A 17,790-nucleotide genomic window follows, 5' to 3' on the forward strand; every position below is an offset into this window, starting at 1 on the left:
CGAGAGCAGGTGGCGTAGGCCCGTTGGGCCGCCCTATGACCGGTACGCCGAACCCTTCCAGCACTGGCTCGTCCAGCCCGGTGCGGGCGCAGACCAAGATCTCGGTGTCCGACCCGAAGATCATGGTGAACCTGCTCGGCGCCAAGGACGAGATCCTCCGACTCCTCGAACGCACCCTCCGCAGTGACCTGCACGTGCGCGGCAACGAGATCACCATCACCGGCGAGCCGGCGGAGAACGCCACCGCCGAGCGTCTCTTCTCCGAGCTCGTCGAGCTCATCGAGAAGGGCGAGACGCTCAGCGTTGACGCCGTCCGCCGTACCCTGCGGATGCTCGAGGCGAACACCTCCGAGCGTCCCGCCGAGGTGCTCACGTTGAACATCCTGTCCCGGCGGGGCAAGACCATCCGGCCCAAGACGCTGGGGCAGAAGCACTACGTCGACGCCATCGACCAGAACACCATCGTCTTCGGGATCGGCCCGGCCGGTACCGGTAAGACGTACCTGGCGATGGCGAAGGCCGTGCAGGCGCTGCAGGCCAAGCAGGTGAGCCGGATCATCCTGACCCGGCCCGCGGTCGAGGCCGGTGAGCGGCTCGGCTTCCTGCCCGGCACGCTGACCGAGAAGATCGACCCGTACCTGCGGCCGCTCTACGACGCCCTGCACGACATGCTCGACCCGGAGTCCATCCCGCGGCTGATGGCGGCGGGCACCATCGAGGTGGCCCCGCTGGCCTACATGCGTGGCCGCACGCTCAACGACGCCTTCATCATCCTGGACGAGGCACAGAACACCACGCCCGAGCAGATGAAGATGTTCCTGACCCGGCTCGGGTTCGGGGCGAAGATCGTGGTCACCGGTGACGTGACCCAGGTCGACCTGCCCGGTGGCACGAGCAGCGGGCTCAAGGTCGTCCGGGAGATCCTGCGCGGCGTGGACGACGTGCACTTCGCCGAGCTGTCCAGCTCCGACGTCGTGCGCCACCAGCTGGTCGCGGAGATCGTGGACGCGTACGCGCGGTTCGACGCCGAGCAGGAGCAACAGTCCGCTAATTCCGTCCATGCCGTGCCCGGGCGGGCCGCGACCGGCCGCCCGCAGCGACGGCATTGATTCGCAAGGGGTAATCGCACCACTATGTCCATCGAGATCGCCAACGAGTCGGGAGTCGAGGTCGACACCGACGCGATCCTCGCGGTTGCCCGGCATGCCCTCGACGAGATGGGGGTCAACCCCCTCGCCGAGCTGTCCATCCTGCTGGTCGACATCGACTACATGGCCGAGCTGAACCACCGCTGGATGGGCAGCGACGGGCCGACCGACGTGCTCGCGTTCCCGATGGACGAGGGCAGTGTCGACCACGGCCCGGGTGAGTCCGGCGCCGGTGAGCCGGCCCTGCTGGGTGACATCGTGCTGGCACCGGAGGTGGCCGCCAAGCAGGCGGCCGCCGCCGGGCACGCGCCCGCCGACGAGCTGCACCTGCTCACCGTGCACGGCGCGCTGCACCTGCTCGGCTACGACCACGCCGAGCCGGACGAGGAGCGCGAGATGTTCGCTCTGCAGGCCAAACTCCTGCAGAGCTGGCGCGCCGGCCGAAAAGCCGGCTGATCGTGGATCCCGCCTCGGCCGGCCTTCCGGACTTCCAACTGATCTCCTTCGCGGTCGGGCTGGTGCTGCTGGCTGGCTTCGCCTCGATGACCGACGCCGCGCTGGCCACGGTCTCCGCGGCCCGGGCGAGCGAGCTGGAACGGGAGGGCAAGCGGGGCGCCGGCGCGCTCACCGCGGTCGCCTCCGACGTGGTGCGCTACGTCAACCTGCTGCTCCTGCTCCGGCTGCTCTGCGAGCTGACCGCCACCACGCTGGTGGCGCTGGTCGCGGTGGACAGCTGGGGGGTGGGCTGGCGGGCCGCGCTGGTCACCGCCGGCGCGATGACCCTGGTCAGCTTCGTGGTGGTCGGTGTCGCGCCGCGCACGCTGGGCATGCAGCACGCGTACGCGGTGGGCCGCGCCGCGGCACCGCTGGTGCGCTGGCTGGGCCGGGTGCTGAACCCGCTGGCCTCGCTGCTGATCCTGATCGGCAACGCGGTGACCCCGGGCAAGGGGTTCAAGGAGGGTCCGTTCGGCAGCCAGGTGGAGCTGCGCGAGCTGGTCGACCTGGCCGAGGAGCGGGGCGTCGTCGAGCACGGCGAGCGCGAGATGATCCACTCGGTGTTCGCGCTGGGTGACACGATCGCCCGCGAGGTGATGGTGCCGCGGACCGAGATGGTGTGGATCGAGGCGCCGAAAACCCTGCAGCAGGCGCTGTACCTGTTCCTGCGCTCGGGGTATTCGCGGATCCCGGTGATCGGCGAGAGCGTCGACGACGTGCTCGGCGTGCTGTACCTGAAGGACGTGATCCGGCGGACGCAGAACGGCGATCCGGCGGCGGCCGCGCAGGCGGTGGCCGACGCGATGCGCCCGGCGACGTTCGTACCGGAGTCGAAACCGGTCGACGACCTGCTCTCCGAGATGCAGGCGGCCCGCAATCACCTGGTGATCGTCGTCGACGAGTACGGCGGAACGGCCGGCCTGGTGACCATCGAGGACATCCTCGAGGAGATCGTCGGCGAGATCACCGACGAGTACGACGTGGAACGCCCGCCGATCGAGCACGTCGAGGACGGCGCGGTGCGGGTCGCCGCGCGCCTGCCGATCGAGGATCTGGGCGAGGTGTTCGGCGTGGAACTTCCCGCCGACGAGGTGGAGACGGTCGGCGGCCTGCTGGCGCAGACGCTGGGCCGGGTGCCGATCCCGGGCGCCTCGGCCGACGTCGGCGGCCTGCACCTGATCGCCGAGGGCACCACGGGCCGGCGGAACCGGATCGACTCGGTGCTGGTGCACCGGGTGCGACCGGAGTCGCCCGCCGGCGACAGAGTTGAGAACGTTGCGAAGAACAAGCAAGCCGAGAACGAGGAAAGACTTCCCGCTGATGCCTGACCAGAAGTTCGCCGCCACCGCCGTGCCCGGCACGGACGGTGCCCCGCTGAGCGCCGAGGACGCCAAGCTCGTCACGTTGGCGCGCAGCTCCCGCGCCCGGGTGGGTGCGGCCGAGGGCGCCGCGGTCCGCGACCAGGACGGCCGCACGTACGCGTCCGCCTCGGTCGGCCTGCCCAGCCTGACCGTCACCGCGCTGCAGCTGGCGGTGGCCCAGGCCGCCGCCTCCGGCGCCACGAAGATCGAAGCCGCCGCGGTGGTCACCGAGGCGACCGCGCTGGACGGCGCCGGGCACGCCGCGGTGCGTGACCTGGCCGCCGATGCCCCGATCCACGTCGCCGGCCCGTCCGGCTCGCTGCTCGGCACGGTCACCGCGTGAGCGCCGACCAGCCGGAGGAGCGCCGCCCCACGTCGGGCGAGCGCCGTCCCGCGTCCGGTGACCGCCGTCCCGCGCCGGGGGAGCGCCGTCCCACGTCGGGCGACCGCCGTCCGGCTTCGGGGGAGCGCCGTCCCACGTCGGGCGACCGCCGTCCGGCTTCGGGGGAGCGTCGTCCCGCCTCCGGTGACCGCCGTCCGGCTTCGGGGGAGCGTCGTCCCGCCTCCGGTGACCGCCGTCCCGCGCCGGGGGAGCGTCGCCCCACGTCGGGTGACCGCCGCCCCGCGTCCGGAGATCGTCGCCCCACGTCGGGTGACCGTCGTCCCGCGCCCGGTGAGAACCGTCCCGCGACCGGGGGCCGCCCCTCCTCGGGGAACTGGCGTCCCGGGCTCGGCGACTGGAACCCCACGGCCGGGGAGCGCCGCCCGTCGCCGGGTGCCCGCCGTCCGTCGTCGTCGGGGGAGCGCCGCCCGGCGTTCGACCGTCGTCCCGCGCCCGAGGAACGGCCCGCCGGCGCCGCCGAGCGCCGTCTCACCGCTGGTGAGCGCAATGAACTGAAGCGTCAGGAGCGCCGGGACGCCCGCCGCGAGAAGCAGGGCGGCACCACGGACCCCCGGGGACGCAAGCCGGGCGGCCCGGCAGGCGGCACCGGTTCCGGGCCGCGCGGTGTCCGCGCAGCCGGCCCCACCGGGACGAAGGCGGAGCGCCCCACCAGCCCGCCCGCCCGTCGTGCCGGCACCACGCCGTCTGCCGAGCGGCCCCGCAGTGCCACCCCGGCGACTCCGGAGGTGCGCACCGGAGCTCCGGCAGCGCCCGCCGATGCGCTGGCCGTTCGTACCGAAAGAAAACCGCGCCACAAGGCGGCGACCATCGACCGCAAGGACGACGGGGTTTATCGTGCTGGTTTCGCCTGTTTCGTCGGGCGGCCGAACGCCGGCAAGTCGACCCTGACCAACGCCATCATCGGTCAGAAGATCGCGATCACCTCGAACAAGCCGCAGACCACCCGGCACATCATCCGGGGCATCCTGCACCGGCCGGACGCGCAGCTCGTGCTCGTCGACACGCCGGGCCTGCACCGGCCCCGGACGCTGCTCGGCGAGCGGCTGAACGACCTGGTCCGGGAGACCTGGAGCGAGACCGACGTGATCGGGGTGTGCTTCCCGGCGGACGAGCCGATCGGGCGTGGCGACCGGTTCATCTCGGCCGAGGTCGGCGAGCTCAAGGCCAAGGTGATCGCGGTGGTGACCAAGGTCGACCTGGTCAACCCGCAGACCCTGGCCCAGCGCCTGCTGACGGTCTCCCAGCTGTACGACTTCGCGGAGATCATCCCGGTCAGCGCGGTCTCCGGGCACCAGGTGGAGAACCTGGTCGACGCGATCGTCCGGCACATGCCGGAGTCGCCGCAGCTCTACCCGGACGACATCATCACCGATGAGCCCGAGCAGGTGCTGATCGGCGAGCTGGTCCGCGAGGCGGCGCTCGAGGGTGTGCGCGAGGAACTGCCCCACTCGATCGCGGTGATCGTCGAGGAGATGCAGGTCGAGGGCAAGCTGACCAAGATCTTCGCGGACATCTACGTGGAGCGGGACAGCCAGAAGTCGATCGTGATCGGCAGCCAGGGAGCGCGCCTCAAGGAGGTCGGCTCCAAGGCCCGGGTGCAGATCGAGAAGCTGCTCGGCACGAGGGTCTATCTGGATCTGCACGTCCGGGTGGCCAAGGAGTGGCAGCGGGATCCCAAGCAACTTCGCAAGCTGGGCTTCTAGCTCAATAAATGGACATTCCTTGATTATGGGATAGTTCACCCAGATTTGCGCTCTTTGCTGTAAAGCGGGTATCACGGTTGGCCATGCGCAACCGGTACCTGGACCTGCTCCGCGCGATCGCCACCGTCCGGGTGGTGATCTATCACCTCACCGGCTGGACCGCGCTGACCCTCGTCTTCCCGGCGATGTCGGTGATGTTCGCGCTGGCCGGGTCGCTGATGGCGGCGTCGCTCGACCGTTTCGGAGTGTGGGCGGTCGAGCGACGCCTGCGCCGGTTGCTGCCCTCACTCTGGGTGCTCGCCCTGCTGATCGCGGTGCCGGCGATGCTGATCGCCGGCACCCCGTTCGACGTGCACCTGCTGCTGTGGGGCTTCCCGATCGTCGATCCGCAGGCGACCGGCTGGTGGATGGCCGGGCTCAGCCACGCCTGGTACCTGCGTGACTTCCTCTGGTTCGTCCTGCTCTCGCCGCTGCTGCTCACGGTGTTCCGGCGCTTCCCGCTGGTCACGGTGCTTATTCCGTACGGCGTTCTGGTCGCCCTCGAGCTCTCCGGCGCCGAACTGCCCGCCATCGCCCGCGACCTGGCCCTCTACGGCGGCGCGTGGCTGCTCGGCTTCGCCCACCACGACGGGTGGCTGACCCGGATCCCGCGCCGGCGGCTGTTCGGGATCGCCGCCGCGCTGGCCCTGCCCGGGCTCGCCTGGATCGCCACCCATCCGAGCGGCCGTGGTTACGACCTGAACGACATCCCGATCGGCAACGCGCTCTGGTCCGCGGCGTTCGTGCTCGTCGCGTTGAGCTGCTCGCCGATGGTCCGGGCCCACCGGGTGCTCACCGTGCTGAACTCGCGCGCGCTGAGCATCTATCTGTGGCACATCCCGATCCTGGTCGGGGTCACCCAGTTCGGCGAGCGGCACGGCCTGCCGATCGCCGGGCCGGTCGGGCTGGGTTGGCGGTTCGTCGCGCTGGTCGGGCTGCTGGGGGTGGCGCTGGCGCTCTTCGGCTGGGTGGAGGACGTGGCCGGCGGACGACGGCCGGCCCTGCTGCCGGGCCGCCGCCTGCCGGTGCCGGTGTCGCCCGCGCCCGTCTCCACCGGGCCCGCCTCCGCGCTGCCTTCCCGGGCGGGCACCTCCGTGTTGCCCGCCCGGGAGGGCGCTTCCGTGTTGCCCGCCAGGGAAGGCGGCTCCGTGTTGCCCGCCCGGGAGGGCGCCTCCGCGGGGCTGGAGTCAGAGGGCGCTGACGGTCAGGTTGCCGCTGCGCGCGCGTAGGTCGAGCACGTTCGGCGCGTCCGGGTCGCTGGTGACGCCGTCGATCTCCGCGTCGCCGCTGGCGGTGTGCTGGTTGATCCGGTACTTCCCGGCCGGCACCAGCAGCGTCAGGTCGCCGCTGGTCACCGACGCGGTGACCGAGGCCGGCGCGGCGAGATCCAGGTCGAGGTTGCCGGAGGTGACCTTGGCGGTGACCGGGCCGGTGATCTCGTGGGCCTCGAGGTCGCCGGAGGTGGCCTCCATGGTGACGCCGGGCGCACCGATGACGCTCACGTTGCCCGAGGTGGCCTTGATCTTCACCGGGGCGGACGCACCGTCGATCGAGACGTCGCCGGAGGTCAGGGTCAGGTCGACGGCACCGACACCGGTCAGGTCCACCCGGCCGGAGCGCTGGTCGCCCCGCACCTTCACCCCGGCGGGCGCCTGGATCTCGTAGCTGATGCTGCAGTCGAAGCCGCAGTCGGTGGGCAGCGTCAGGGTGGTCCCGGAGAGCTGGTAGGCCGGCCCGGAGCCGTTGCCGCCCCGGACCACCCGCTTGATCCGGGTCTCGGTGACGGTGCCGGTGGTGACCGTCACGTCGCCGCTGCCGCCGGTCAGCACGATGTCGCTGACCTTCGTCTTCTCGATGTCGTCGAAGGTCATCTTGGCGCCGACCACGCCGTCGCAGCCGGCCAGGGCGGCGACCGTGGTGGCGGCGAGGACGAGGGCAACTGTGCGGCTCATGTGCTGAATCTATTTTCGCCGTCCCCGGGGCGCCATCGGTCTGGTCCCGGAGACGACCCTGAGATCCGGGTCAGGGTTTGTCGTAGGCACCGGGCAGAATGGCGGTGTGCCCGCCGGATATCACCGCCATCTCTACCGCGACGACGCGGTGGTCCTCCGCGCGCAGAAACTCGGCGAGAGCGACCGCATCGTCACCCTGCTGACCCGCCGGCACGGCCGGGTGCGCGCGGTCGCCCGGGGGGTGCGCCGCACCAGCTCGCGCTTCGGCGCCCGCCTGGAGCCGTTCGGCCACATCGACCTGCAGCTGGCCGGCTCACCCGAGGGGGTGGGCAGCTCGCTGCACTCGGTCAGCCAGGTCGAGGCCCTGACACTGCTGGGCAAGACGCTGCTCACCGACTACCCGCGATACACCGCGGCCAGCGCGATCTGCGAGACCGCCGAGCGGCTCACCCCGGTCGAGCGGGAGCCCGCGCTGCGGCTGTTCCAGCTCACCCTGGGCGCGCTCAAGGCGCTCGCCGCCGCGGAGCACGCCGGCACCCTGGTGCTCGACGCGTATCTGTTGCGCGCCATGGCGTTCGCCGGCTGGGCGCCGGCGGTCACCGAGTGCGCGGTCTGCGGCGAGCCCGGCCGGCACGCGGCGTTCGCCGTCCCGGCCGGTGGCGCGGTCTGCCCCGACTGCCGGCCGCCCGGTGCCGCACACCCCAGCCCGGCCACCCTCGGCCTGATGAACGCGCTGACCACCGGCGACTGGACGGTCGCCGACGCGGCCGAGCCACCGGTCCGCCGGGAGTGCAGTGGCCTGGTCGCCGCCCACCTGCAATGGCACATGGAGCGCTCGCTGCGCTCCCTGCCGCTTGTCGATCGACGGGAGTCGAACCCTTGAGCCCGCGTCCGCCCATTCCTCACATCTCCGGTGCCCGGCCCCCCAAGCTGCCGCCCGCCGCGATCCCGCGTCACGTGGCGATCGTGATGGACGGCAACGGCCGCTGGGCCAAGGACCGCGGGCTGTCCCGCACCAAGGGACACGAGCAGGGCGAGCACTCGCTCTTCGACGCCATCGAGGGCGCCATCGAGCTGGGCATCCCCTACCTGTCGGCGTACGCGTTCTCCACCGAGAACTGGAAGCGGTCGCCGGAGGAGGTGCGCTTCCTGATGGGCTTCAACCGGGACGTCATCCGCCGCCGCCGCGACCAGCTCGTCGACCTCGGCGTGCGGGTGGTCTGGTCGGGCCGCTCCGGCCGGCTGTGGAAGAGCGTGATCTCCGAGCTGCAGACCGCCGAGGAGATGAGCAAGCACAACAAGACGCTCACCCTGCAGTTCTGCGTGAACTACGGCGGCCAGGCGGAGATCGCCGACGCCGCCGCGGCGATCGCCCGGGACGTCGCGGCCGGCAAGCTCAAGGCCGACAAGGTCAACGAGAAGACCATCGCGAAGTACCTCTACCACCCCGAGGTCCCCGAGGTGGATCTGTTCCTGCGCCCGTCCGGCGAGCAGCGCACGTCGAATTTCCTGCTCTGGCAGTCGGCGTACGCCGAGATGATCTATCTGGACACCCTCTGGCCCGACTTCGACCGCCGGCACCTCTGGTATGCCTGCGAGCTGTACGCCCAGCGTGACCGCCGCTTCGGCGGCGCCCTGCCGAACCCGGTCAGCCCCACCTGAGCCGTCCCGCGAGCACGGCCCGGCGACCTGCCGGGCCGTTTTGCGTCTCACCGGCCATCGATGTCCGCCGGATGTCCGATCAAGGCCCTGGGCCGGCGTGCCACATCTGATCATGCTGATTCCCGTCTCGCACGGGGGAGGCACTGAGAGATGGGTGTGCATGTGATGGTGAATCATTCGTTCCGCCGCGCGTTGACCGTGGCGATGGGTGGCCTGCTGTGCGTCACGCTGACCGCCGGTATCGGTGGCCAGGCGGCCGCGGCGGCGCCCCGGCTGACCGGTCCGGTCTTCGCGGCCGCCGACGACGACCCGGACGTCGACGAGACGGTCGCGCTGGTGGACGACGTCGTCGAGGAGGACACCCCGGACTGGGTGGAGGCGGACGCCGAGGCCGGCTACTCGGCCAGCGCCCTCGGCATCCGGTTCGTCGGCGAGTCGGCGTTCCAGGCGGTGAGCACGGCCGGCGTGACCGGTGGTGGTGACGTGTCGGTCGCGGAGGCGGCGAGCACGACCGCGGAGACCACGCTCCGGCTCAAGAAGATCGCCTCCGCGCTGGCGGACGCTGCGCGGGCCGACGCCGAGGAGGCCGACGGCACGGTCAGCGCCGCGGCAGCCACCGGCAAGAAGCTGAGCCTCAAGCAGTACGGCCAGGCCAAGGGCTACTGGTGCGGTCCGGCCTCCGGGTTCATGATGCTGAAGTTCCTCAAGGCCGGCAAGAGCAAGTACAACGACGCGAAGCTGAGCCAGAAGGCACTGGCGACCAGCGCGCACATGAGCACCGAGGCCAACCACGGCACCGCCTGGGACAGCAAGAAGTTCACCACCGGGCTGAACCGCTGGCGGGGCAACTCCTTCTACGTCCAGGTGAAGAAGCCGTCCGCGGCCACCACGCGGGGCGCGTTCACCATGAGCATCCGCAACAATGTCCCGATCGCGGGGGACACCGTGGAGTTCTCCGGCGGTGCGCACTACAACAACCACCCGCGGAACAAGACGATCGGCCACTGGATCGTCGGTTACGGGCACGCCAACAACGGCAAGACCGCGTTCTGGGCGGACCCCTCGACCACGGTGTGGCGGGGCGTCTCGGCGAAGTTCAGCTACTCCACCAACTCGTTCTCGTCGAAGTTCCTCCAGAGCAACGGCATCGTCTACTGAGCGAAGAAACGGCCACTGATCGATGAAACGTGCTGTGCGTGTGGCCATGGCGACCCTGGTGGTCGTCATGGCGGGCTGCACTCATCGCACCGCGGCGGGCACACCCTCGGGTGCGCCCGCTCCCGGTGCTTCCGGCTCCGGCGCGGCGGCCCCCACGGCGCTCGTCGTGCAGCCGGACGGTGCGACGTTCCGGGTGACGTCCGTGCTGTCGGTGGCCCAGGCGGTCACCACCGGAGCGGGCCGGCGGTACCAGGAGACGTCGCGGGTGCCGGGCCTGCTCGGCAAGAGTCCGGTGAGCAAACTCGCGCTGACCTCGGCCGGCGACACGGTGATCGCCACGGCGCCGCCGGACCTCACCACCGGTGGCGAGGTGAAGATCAAGCAGAACACCGTGAGCCTCCTCGGCCCGGGCGGGCGGCGTGATCTGTCGCTGCCCCCGGTCCGCGGTGCGGCACCCCGTCAGGCGATCTACGCGGCCGCCCGCGGTGACGCGGTGGCCTGGCTGGAGACGCCCAGCACCGACCTCTACGGCGGCGACTGGAGCGTGTTCGCCGCCACGGGCGGGACGACCCGGCTGCTCGGCACGTCGTCCGGGGTGGCGCCGGGCGGTCACGTTCCGGCACCGCCCGGTTCGGCCGCGCCGGTGCTCGGCGATGAATTCGCCTATTGGCCAACTGCGGTGCCGGCCGGGCGGAAGGACCAGTTCGGGCTGGCGATCGCCGGTCGCCGTCTGGACGGGACCGGACCGATGCGGATCGTGGTTCGGGACGCCGGTCGGCCCGCCGCCGACGGCAAGAACCTCTATTACGTACGGACGACGATGTTCGCGCCCGCATTCGCCGAGAATCGTTACGAGATCCGCCTCGTCGATGCCACCGGCGCTGACCGGGTGGCCGCCGCGGGGCGGCTGCGCAAGGGCGAGGAGGTGAGCGCGCTCGCCGCCGACGCCGGGACGGTCAGCTGGATCGTCACGTCGGCCGACGAGGAGGACGAGCAGGCCCGGATGTACGCCTGGGACGCCGCCGCGAACACCGCCGTCCAGGTGAACCTTGCCGACCGTGGTCTCAGCACCGAGATCTCGGCCTCCGGACGGGTGCTGGCCTGGGGCAACGGCAGTGGCAACGGTGACGGCGGGATGTACCTGCTGGACCTGGGCGCCGAACCGGCCCTGTTCCGGCTCGGCGAGGCGCAGGGCCTGAGCTACGCGTTCGTGGCCGGCGACCACCTCGCCTGGTCGGTGATGGGCGACGACCCGCAGGATCCGGCCGGCAACGTGCTGGTCGTGGGCCGCCGGCTCTGAACCGCTGTCCCCCGGTGGCTGTGCGCCGATGGCTATAGTGCGGTTGCCAATACGGGGGCGGTAAACGGCATGATGTCATTCAGTGAGCTTTTGCGTACTCATAGACATAGACGTGGCATAACGCAAGAAGAATTAGCCGAACTGGCCGAAGTGAATGTCCGCAGCATCGTCCGGCTGGAAGGCAACCTGGTCTCCGCCCCGCGCGCGGCGACCGTTCGTTTCCTCGCGGACGCGCTCCGGCTGACCGGAACGGATCGCGACCGGTTCGCCCGGGCGGCCCAGGGTGCGACACCGGCCCAGGGTGCGACACCGGTCGCTGACCCGGTGCCGGCGCAACTGCCACCCAGCGTGCACTGCTTCGTCGGCCGGCGGGACGAGCTGTCCCGTCTGGACGCACTTCCGGCTGACGGGGACGCGGTGGTGGTGGCGCTCTCCGGCACCGCGGGAGCCGGCAAGACGGCGCTGGCCGTACGGTGGGCGCACGCCGCGCGGACCGCGTTCCCGGGCGGACAGCTCTACCTCGACCTGCGGGGTTTCGACGCGGTGCACCGGGAGCTGACGCCGGCCGAGGCGCTGGAGAACCTTCTCGGCGCGCTCGGGGTGCCGCCGGCCCGGATGCCGGCCGGGTTGGAGGCGCGCGCCGCGCTCTACCGCAGCCTGCTGGCCGACCGGCGGGTGCTGGTGCTGCTCGACAACGCCCGCGACGCCGAGCAGGTCCGGCCGCTGCTGATCGGCGCGGCCGGCAGCCTGGTCCTGGTGACCAGCCGGGACCGGATGACCAGCCTGGTCGCGCTCAACGGCGCGCACCCGCTGCAACTCGGCCTGCTCTCCGCCGACGAGTCCGAGCAGGTGCTTCTCCACCGGCTCGGCCGGCGCCGGGTGAGTGCCGAACGAGCCGCGGCACGGGAGATCGCCGAGCGCTGCGGCGGGCTGCCGCTCGCGCTGAGCATCATCACCGCCCGGGCCCAGCAGGAGGACGTGCCGCTGGCCACCCTCGCCGCCGAGCTGCGGCAGGCCGACGGGCGGCTCGACGCGCTGGACGCGGGCGACGCTCCGGGGCAGGTCCGCACGGTGCTGTCCCGCTCCTACGTCACCCTCAGCAACTCCGCCAAGCGGCTGCTGCGGCTGATCGGCCGGGCCCCGGAACCGGACCTGTCGGCCGCGGCGATGGAACGGCTGCACGGGCAGACCCGGCGGGAGACCCGGTACGCCGTCGCCGAGCTGATCCGGGCCAACCTGCTCAGCGAGCGGATCCCCGGCCGGTACGCCGTCCACGACCTGCTGCGGAACTTCGTGAACGACTTGGACCGGGCCGGCTCGGTGGATGAGGCGAGGTGTTGATGAACCTCCGGCATCTGTGGATCGCCCGGCACGCCGAGGCCACCGAGGACGAGTCGGGGCTGAGCGCGGCCGGGGAACGGCAGGCCGCGCTGCTCGGCGAGCGGCTGGCCGGCGTGCCGTTCGCGGCGGTGGAGCACAGCCCGCTGCCACGCGCGGTGCGGACCGCCGAGCTTGCCGCCCGGCACCTGCCGGGTGTGCCGGTGCGGGTCGCCGCCGAGCTGGACGACCGGGTCCCGACCGCCGCGAACTCGGCGGCCATGCTCGCGCGCTACACCGGCCCGGCGCCGGAGGAGACGTACCAGCTGGTGGTCACGCACGCGTTCCAGGTGGCCTGGTTCGTCCGGGCCGCGCTCGGGACGCCGGAGGAGCGGTGGCGGGATCTGATCCCGGCCAACACCGGGCTGACCGTGATCCGGTACTTCCCGGACGGCCGGACCCGGGTCCTGGTCTTCAACGACCTGGCACACCTGCCGGCCGAGCTGCGCTGGACCGGCTCGCCGCCGGAGCTGCGGCTCTAGACCGCGGTCCGCCGGATCGCGGCTCTAAATCGCGGTCCGCCGGATCGCGGCTCTAAATCGCGGTCCGCTGGATCGCGGCCGGTCCCGGGCGCTTCTCAGGTCTCGGTCAGGGCCCGGACCGCGGCCTCGAGGTTGCTGAGGTCGGGGAGGACGACGTGGGCGCCCGCAGCGGACAGTTCGGCGGCCGGGGTGGCGCCGGTGGCCACCGCGATCGCCACCGCGTTGTTGGCCAGGGCGGCGGTCACGTCGTTGACCGTGTCGCCGATCACCACGGGCAGGAAGTGCTCGGCGTACTTCGCCTGTGCCCGCTCCAGGCTGCGGCGGACCAGGGTGGCACGCACGCTGTCGTCCGTGCCGTACCCGCCGATCTCGGCATCGAACGCGCCGGACAGGCCGAACGCCGCCACCTTCGCCGCGGCGACCTGCGGGACATTGCCGGTGACCAGGGTCTGCACCACGTCCGGGCGGTCGCCCAGGTGCTTGAGGATCTCCGGGACGCCGGGCATCAGCGCGCCCTGCTCGGCGAACTCGTGCCGGACCGTCTCGACGATCTCGACGTACCGGGCGAAGAACCGCTCCGGCGTGCAGTCGGTCACCCCGTGCGAGGCGAAGACGCCACCGCAGATGTCCAGGTCGGTGCGCCCGCCGAAGATCGGCTCGTCCCGCCAGGCCACCCCGGTCACCTCGGTGAACGCGGTCTTCCAGGCCCGGGCCGCGACCCCGCCGCCGCGCAGCAGGGTGTAGTCGATGTCCCACATCACCAGGCGCCTCATGATTCGCCCAGCACCCGCTCGATGTGCTCGACCTTGGCGGTCAGCGCGCCGGTCACGCCGTGGCGCACGTCGGCCTTCAGCGACAGGCTGACCCGGGGCGCGACCGCGGCGACGGCGTCCATCGCCTGCTTCACGACGGCCATCACCTCGTCCCACTCGCCCTCGACGGTGGTGAACATGGCGTCGGTGCGGTTCGGCAGCCCGGAGGCCCGGACCACGCGGACGGCCTCGGCGACGGCGTCACCGACGGAGTCCCCGACCCCGATCGGCGTGACAGAGAAGGCAACCAGCATGCTGCCATCCTCCCAGGCGCCCGAACGCACTCCGGGAGATCTACAAACTAGCAGTGACGGGGACAAATCGGTATCGGGCGTGTGGCCGAGGGCGGCCGGCGCGCGGCTCGCCTACGGTCGCCGGATGACTGTGAGATCTGTCGATGCGGCGGCGGCCGGGACGTGGCGACTCGGGGACCGGGCGGTCAACCGGATGGGGTTCGGGTCGATGCGCCTCACCGTCGGCGCCGACCCCGCGGTGGCGATCCGGGTGCTGCGCCGAGCCGTCGAGCTGGGTGTCGACCACATCGATACGGCGGCGTTCTATCGCTCGCCGGGCGGGATCCTCGAGGGCGAGCCGGGGCCGGTGCGGTGTGCCACGGAGCTGATCAGGGCGGCGCTCCGGCCGTACGAAGATCGGGTTTTCATCGCCACGAAAGTCGGACCGGGCCGCATGCCGGACGGGAGCTGGGGTTCGGCGGACTCGGCGGCGCGGCTGCGGCAGCAGGTGGAGGAGAACCTGCGCGGCCTCGGCGTGGAGACGTTGGACCTGGTCAACCTGCGGATCACCCGGAGTTCCGGAGCGAGTGTCGAGGAGCGTTTCGGGGCGCTGGCGGAGCTTCGGGCGAAGGGGCTGATCCGGCATCTGGGGCTCTCCAACGTCACGGTGGAGCAGTTGGATGCGGCGGAGCGGATCGCGCCGGTGGTGTGCGTGCAGAACGCGTATGCGGTCGATATGCGGGGTGATGACGGGTTGCTGCGGGTGTGCGGGGAGCGGGGGATCGCTTTCGTGCCGTTCTTCGCGATCGCGGGGACGGCGCGGGAGGCCGGCGCGCATGTGTCGCCGACCTCGTCGGCCTCGTCCGGTTCAGGCGGCTCGGGCGGTTCGAGTGGTTCGGGCGGCCCGGGCGGCCCTGTGGACGAGGCGGTGCGGAGGGTCGCGGCGCGGCACGGTACGGGGGTGCATCAGGTGCGGCTGGCGTGGACGCTGCGGCAGGGCCCGCACGTGCTCGCGATCCCGGGCACCGGCGACGTCGCGCACCTGGAGCAGAACGTGGCAGCGGCCACCCTGCACCTGACCGCCGCAGACCTGGCCGACATCAACCGATCACCGGCCTGAGACGGGTTGAGTCGATCAATGCATGCGACTAGTCTAGTCGTAGAGCAACCTCGGGACGAGTGGGATGCCTATCCTGAAAGGAGGTGCGGCTTATGGGGGTGTCCGTGGAAGCGAAGACCGAGATCGTGCGGATCGACATCAATGACGAGACCCTGATCGAGGCCGCGAAGATCCTCGGCACGAAGTCGGCGGCCGAGACGGTTCTTGCCGCTCTGCGTGAGGTCGTCGACATGCAGCGGAGGGTCGAAGCCATGGAGAGCCTCGCCGAGATGGGTGCGCGGGGTGACTTCGATGACTTCCTGGACAAGCGCAGCTATCGACGATGACGGCTCAGTTCCTCGTTGATACCAGCGCCTATCTGCGGCTCGCCCGCGAATCCGAGGTCCAGGAGGCCTGGGACGCTTACGTCCGGGCTGGGCGGCTGTCCATTTGTGAGCTCACCGAGCTGGAGATTTTCTACACCGCGCAATCCGCAGATCATCGGAAACAACTCGTGTCGACGATCCGGCAGCGATACCACTGGGCGCTCGTGCCGGAGTCTGCTTTCCCCCGCGCCGCAGCGGTTCAGGAACTCCTCACCGAGCGGGGCGCGCAACGCTCTGCGGGGCCGGTCGATCTGCTGGTTGCGGCGACGGCTGAAGCCCACGGCATGACGATCCTGCACTACGACCGGGACTTCGAGCAGGTGGCTCGGGTGACCGGGCAGGCGACGCGGTGGATTGCCGAGCCTGGCTCGATCCCGTGACGGGATTCGGGTGGGCTCATCGCGTACCCAAAAGGGGGTGGTGTTCGACTGGCGGGAATGGGGGTCTGTTGTGCAGGTCACTGGTGGGGGATTTCTAGGGTAGGGGGATGACTCGTCCCCGACTGCCGCACCTGCTGGCCGAAGCGCGCAGTGGTGTGCTGCTGTTCAGCGTCACGCCGCCGAAGCGGAGCACCGCCGACGAGCGGATCAGGGAGATCGCCGAGGTCACCCTGGACCGGCTCAACGGGCTCGACCTCGACGGGCTGATCCTCTACGACATCGACGACGAGTCGGATCGGAACCCGGACACCCGGCCGTTCCCGTTCCTGGCCACCCTCGACCCGGCACGGTATTACGAGACGCACCTGAGCTCCTGGACCCAGCCGGTGATCATTTACCGCTGTGTCGGCAAATACGCCGAGGACGAGCTGCGGGACTGGATGCGGGACGCGGATACCGAGCAGGTGCTCGGCGTTTTTGTCGGCGCGTCGTCCGGTGGCAAGGAGGTCCGCACCGGTCTGCGCCGTGCCCAGGAGCTGCGCGCCGAGACCCGTCCCGAGCTGCCGCTGGGTGCCGTGGTGATCGGCGAACGGCGTGACGAGCACCTGCGGATGCTGGCCAAGCAGGAGCGCGGGGCGAGCTTCTTCGTCTCGCAGGTGATCTACCACGTCAACGAGACCAAGAACCTGATCTCCGACTACTACTACGAGTGCCGCGCCCGCGATGTGCAACCTCGGACAGTGATCTTCACGCTGTCGCTGTGCGGGTCGCTCAAGACGCTGGAGTTCCTGGGCTGGCTCGGTGTCGAGGTGCCGCGCTGGCTGGAGAATTCGCTGCGGCACGCCGGCGATCCGCTCGACGAGTCGTACAAGCACTGCCTCGACATCGCCCGTGACCTGCGGGATTTCTGCGAGCACCTGGGTGTCCCGTACGGGTTCAACATCGAGAGCGTGTCGATCCGCAAGGCCGAGATCGAGGCCACCACCAGGCTCGCGGCCGATGTCGCGGCGCTGCTCGGCCGGTAGGGTCACTCGCTGTGATCGATTTTAATAACGGCTCCGTCTTCAAACTCACCGCGTGCGACCCGGGCGAGCTGGTCCCGCAGGTCGCGCCGTTCCTCATTCAGGGCGAGCAGGTGATCTTCGGGTTCCGCTCGGTCCGCGACTTCGTGGTCTTCACCAACAAGCGCCTGATGGCGGTCAACGTGCAGGGCCTCACCGGCTCGAAGACCGACTTCACCACGCTGCCGTACAACAAGATCCAGGCGTTCTCGGTGGAGACCGCCGGCAGCTTCGACCGGGACACCGAGCTGGACCTCTGGTTCAGCGGCCTGGGCCAGATCCGCTTGGAGTTCAAGCGCAACGTCGACATCCGCCAGCTCAGCCAGATGATCGCCAACTACGTCCTCTGAGCCACTGATCATTCGTGGTCAGGCCGCGCCGATCCACCAGAAGATCCGGCGCGGCCCCCACCGTCAGTTGACCGAAACCGCCTCGGCCACCCACCGGACCTCCTGGCCGGTCACCTCGGCCACCTGCCGGAAGTCGGCGTCGTCGTGCAGCAGAGCCAGCCGGTGCTCCTCGGCGGTGGCGGCGACCAGCAGATCAACCGGCCCGGCGGACCGGTGTGCGCCCCGATCGGTGAGCGCTTCCGGTACCGCGTTGTCATCGCCGGTAATGGCGCTTGTCGAGCAGCAGGTCGAAGTCGCCTCGGCCGGCCATCTCCTTGAGGCGGTAATAGGGCCCGCCCGACCGAGTGTGTGACGTTTCGGCGCGGAGCGCACCGAAACGTCACACACTC

The 17,790-nt window shown here is 70.8% G+C and carries 21 protein-coding genes; 17 read left to right on the top strand and 4 right to left on the bottom strand.

Annotated elements, in window-relative coordinates:
- Positions 1-35 precede the first annotated feature (35 nt).
- The 6 genes from Apa02nite_RS03640 (at position 36) to Apa02nite_RS03665 (ending at position 6,378) form a co-directional block, all read left to right on the top strand.
- Positions 36-1,109: a PhoH family protein gene (locus Apa02nite_RS03640; protein WP_203823832.1), complete on the top strand. Its 1,074-nt coding sequence runs from the start codon at positions 36-38 to the stop codon at positions 1,107-1,109.
- Positions 1,110-1,133: 24 nt separating this feature from the next.
- A complete protein-coding gene (gene ybeY / locus Apa02nite_RS03645; protein WP_067684014.1) occupies positions 1,134-1,604 on the top strand; it encodes an rRNA maturation RNase YbeY in 471 nt (156 codons plus the stop codon).
- 2 nt (positions 1,605-1,606) lie between these two features.
- On the top strand, positions 1,607-2,971 hold the full coding sequence (locus Apa02nite_RS03650; RefSeq protein ID WP_067684012.1) for a hemolysin family protein: 1,365 nt from the start codon (positions 1,607-1,609) through the stop codon (positions 2,969-2,971).
- Positions 2,964-3,347 carry a cytidine deaminase-like protein gene (locus Apa02nite_RS03655; protein WP_067684009.1) on the top strand — a complete coding sequence of 128 codons (384 nt, stop codon included), beginning with the start codon at positions 2,964-2,966 and terminating at the stop codon, positions 3,345-3,347. The genes Apa02nite_RS03650 and Apa02nite_RS03655 overlap by 8 nt, the downstream gene beginning before the upstream one ends.
- Before the next feature lie 866 nt (positions 3,348-4,213).
- Positions 4,214-5,110: a GTPase Era gene (gene era / locus Apa02nite_RS03660; protein WP_203823867.1), complete on the top strand. Its 897-nt coding sequence runs from the start codon at positions 4,214-4,216 to the stop codon at positions 5,108-5,110.
- Between the two features lie 83 nt (positions 5,111-5,193).
- Positions 5,194-6,378 carry an acyltransferase family protein gene (locus Apa02nite_RS03665; protein WP_203823833.1) on the top strand — a complete coding sequence of 395 codons (1,185 nt, stop codon included), beginning with the start codon at positions 5,194-5,196 and terminating at the stop codon, positions 6,376-6,378.
- On the opposite strand, the gene Apa02nite_RS03670 is transcribed toward Apa02nite_RS03665, so the two are convergent.
- Positions 6,337-7,101 (bottom strand): DUF4097 family beta strand repeat-containing protein, encoded by a 765-nt coding sequence (locus Apa02nite_RS03670; RefSeq protein ID WP_203823834.1) that lies wholly within the window; start codon positions 7,099-7,101, stop codon positions 6,337-6,339. The two genes, Apa02nite_RS03665 and Apa02nite_RS03670, sit on opposite strands and share 42 nt — an antisense overlap.
- Before the next feature lie 106 nt (positions 7,102-7,207).
- On the opposite strand from Apa02nite_RS03670, the gene recO reads away from it, so the two are divergent.
- The 6 genes from recO to Apa02nite_RS03700 all read left to right on the top strand — a co-directional run bounded on the left by recO (position 7,208) and on the right by Apa02nite_RS03700 (position 13,080).
- Positions 7,208-7,984, top strand: a complete 777-nt coding sequence (gene recO / locus Apa02nite_RS03675) for a DNA repair protein RecO (protein WP_203823835.1) — start codon at positions 7,208-7,210, stop codon at positions 7,982-7,984.
- Positions 7,981-8,763 (top strand): isoprenyl transferase, encoded by a 783-nt coding sequence (locus tag Apa02nite_RS03680; protein WP_067683996.1) that lies wholly within the window; start codon positions 7,981-7,983, stop codon positions 8,761-8,763. Before recO ends, Apa02nite_RS03680 begins: the two co-directional genes overlap by 4 nt.
- A gap of 150 nt (positions 8,764-8,913) precedes the next feature.
- On the top strand, positions 8,914-9,921 hold the full coding sequence (locus Apa02nite_RS03685; RefSeq protein ID WP_203823836.1) for a C39 family peptidase: 1,008 nt from the start codon (positions 8,914-8,916) through the stop codon (positions 9,919-9,921).
- 46 nt (positions 9,922-9,967) lie between these two features.
- Positions 9,968-11,221, top strand: coding sequence for a hypothetical protein (locus Apa02nite_RS03690; RefSeq protein WP_203823837.1), 1,254 nt, complete (start codon positions 9,968-9,970; stop codon positions 11,219-11,221).
- Positions 11,222-11,293: 72 nt separating this feature from the next.
- A complete protein-coding gene (locus Apa02nite_RS03695) occupies positions 11,294-12,562 on the top strand; it encodes a helix-turn-helix domain-containing protein (protein WP_239164101.1) in 1,269 nt (422 codons plus the stop codon).
- Positions 12,562-13,080 carry a histidine phosphatase family protein gene (locus Apa02nite_RS03700; RefSeq protein WP_203823839.1) on the top strand — a complete coding sequence of 173 codons (519 nt, stop codon included), beginning with the start codon at positions 12,562-12,564 and terminating at the stop codon, positions 13,078-13,080. Before Apa02nite_RS03695 ends, Apa02nite_RS03700 begins: the two co-directional genes overlap by 1 nt.
- Before the next feature lie 95 nt (positions 13,081-13,175).
- On the opposite strand, the gene Apa02nite_RS03705 is transcribed toward Apa02nite_RS03700, so the two are convergent.
- A complete protein-coding gene (locus Apa02nite_RS03705) occupies positions 13,176-13,853 on the bottom strand; it encodes an HAD family hydrolase (protein ID WP_067683988.1) in 678 nt (225 codons plus the stop codon).
- On the bottom strand, positions 13,850-14,146 hold the full coding sequence (locus Apa02nite_RS03710; protein ID WP_203823840.1) for an MTH1187 family thiamine-binding protein: 297 nt from the start codon (positions 14,144-14,146) through the stop codon (positions 13,850-13,852). Before Apa02nite_RS03710 ends, Apa02nite_RS03705 begins: the two co-directional genes overlap by 4 nt.
- Before the next feature lie 124 nt (positions 14,147-14,270).
- Here Apa02nite_RS03710 and Apa02nite_RS03715 point away from each other — a divergent pair, with 124 nt between their 5' ends.
- The 5 genes from Apa02nite_RS03715 to Apa02nite_RS03735 all read left to right on the top strand — a co-directional run bounded on the left by Apa02nite_RS03715 (position 14,271) and on the right by Apa02nite_RS03735 (position 17,401).
- Positions 14,271-15,245, top strand: coding sequence for an aldo/keto reductase (locus Apa02nite_RS03715; RefSeq protein ID WP_239164099.1), 975 nt, complete (start codon positions 14,271-14,273; stop codon positions 15,243-15,245).
- A 92-nt stretch (positions 15,246-15,337) separates the two neighbouring features.
- Positions 15,338-15,571, top strand: a complete 234-nt coding sequence (locus tag Apa02nite_RS03720) for a DUF2191 domain-containing protein (RefSeq protein WP_203823841.1) — start codon at positions 15,338-15,340, stop codon at positions 15,569-15,571.
- Positions 15,568-15,990: a PIN domain nuclease gene (locus tag Apa02nite_RS03725; protein ID WP_203823842.1), complete on the top strand. Its 423-nt coding sequence runs from the start codon at positions 15,568-15,570 to the stop codon at positions 15,988-15,990. Before Apa02nite_RS03720 ends, Apa02nite_RS03725 begins: the two co-directional genes overlap by 4 nt.
- Positions 15,991-16,097: 107 nt before the next feature.
- Positions 16,098-17,015, top strand: coding sequence for a methylenetetrahydrofolate reductase (locus Apa02nite_RS03730; RefSeq protein WP_203823843.1), 918 nt, complete (start codon positions 16,098-16,100; stop codon positions 17,013-17,015).
- A gap of 11 nt (positions 17,016-17,026) precedes the next feature.
- A complete protein-coding gene (locus Apa02nite_RS03735; RefSeq protein WP_203823844.1) occupies positions 17,027-17,401 on the top strand; it encodes a PH domain-containing protein in 375 nt (124 codons plus the stop codon).
- 63 nt (positions 17,402-17,464) lie between these two features.
- On the opposite strand, the gene Apa02nite_RS03740 is transcribed toward Apa02nite_RS03735, so the two are convergent.
- Positions 17,465-17,788, bottom strand: coding sequence for a PIN domain-containing protein (locus Apa02nite_RS03740; RefSeq protein WP_203823845.1), 324 nt, complete (start codon positions 17,786-17,788; stop codon positions 17,465-17,467).
- Positions 17,789-17,790 lie beyond the last annotated feature (2 nt).

The organism is Actinoplanes palleronii (genome assembly GCF_016862315.1).
In the GTDB taxonomy this organism is placed as follows: Bacteria; Actinomycetota; Actinomycetes; order Mycobacteriales; family Micromonosporaceae; genus Actinoplanes; species Actinoplanes palleronii.

Bases quoted from the DNA above. Each gene is read 5' to 3' on its own strand.
- Apa02nite_RS03655 (WP_067684009.1), top strand. From the start codon at position 2,964: ATGCCTGACCAGAAGTTCGCCGCCACCGCCGTGCCCGGCACGGACGGT.
- Apa02nite_RS03640 (WP_203823832.1), top strand. From the start codon at position 36: ATGACCGGTACGCCGAACCCTTCCAGCACTGGCTCGTCCAGCCCGGTG.
- Apa02nite_RS03695 (WP_239164101.1), top strand. From the start codon at position 11,294: ATGTCATTCAGTGAGCTTTTGCGTACTCATAGACATAGACGTGGCATA.
- Apa02nite_RS03715 (WP_239164099.1), top strand. From the start codon at position 14,271: ATGACTGTGAGATCTGTCGATGCGGCGGCGGCCGGGACGTGGCGACTC.
- Apa02nite_RS03725 (WP_203823842.1), top strand. From the start codon at position 15,568: ATGACGGCTCAGTTCCTCGTTGATACCAGCGCCTATCTGCGGCTCGCC.
- Apa02nite_RS03670 (WP_203823834.1), bottom strand. From the start codon at position 7,101: ATGAGCCGCACAGTTGCCCTCGTCCTCGCCGCCACCACGGTCGCCGCC.
- Apa02nite_RS03705 (WP_067683988.1), bottom strand. From the start codon at position 13,853: ATGAGGCGCCTGGTGATGTGGGACATCGACTACACCCTGCTGCGCGGC.
- Apa02nite_RS03700 (WP_203823839.1), top strand. From the start codon at position 12,562: ATGAACCTCCGGCATCTGTGGATCGCCCGGCACGCCGAGGCCACCGAG.
- Apa02nite_RS03685 (WP_203823836.1), top strand. From the start codon at position 8,914: ATGGGTGTGCATGTGATGGTGAATCATTCGTTCCGCCGCGCGTTGACC.
- Apa02nite_RS03730 (WP_203823843.1), top strand. From the start codon at position 16,098: ATGACTCGTCCCCGACTGCCGCACCTGCTGGCCGAAGCGCGCAGTGGT.
- Apa02nite_RS03710 (WP_203823840.1), bottom strand. From the start codon at position 14,146: ATGCTGGTTGCCTTCTCTGTCACGCCGATCGGGGTCGGGGACTCCGTC.
- Apa02nite_RS03665 (WP_203823833.1), top strand. From the start codon at position 5,194: ATGCGCAACCGGTACCTGGACCTGCTCCGCGCGATCGCCACCGTCCGG.
- ybeY (WP_067684014.1), top strand. From the start codon at position 1,134: ATGTCCATCGAGATCGCCAACGAGTCGGGAGTCGAGGTCGACACCGAC.
- Apa02nite_RS03690 (WP_203823837.1), top strand. From the start codon at position 9,968: ATGGCGACCCTGGTGGTCGTCATGGCGGGCTGCACTCATCGCACCGCG.
- Apa02nite_RS03720 (WP_203823841.1), top strand. From the start codon at position 15,338: ATGGGGGTGTCCGTGGAAGCGAAGACCGAGATCGTGCGGATCGACATC.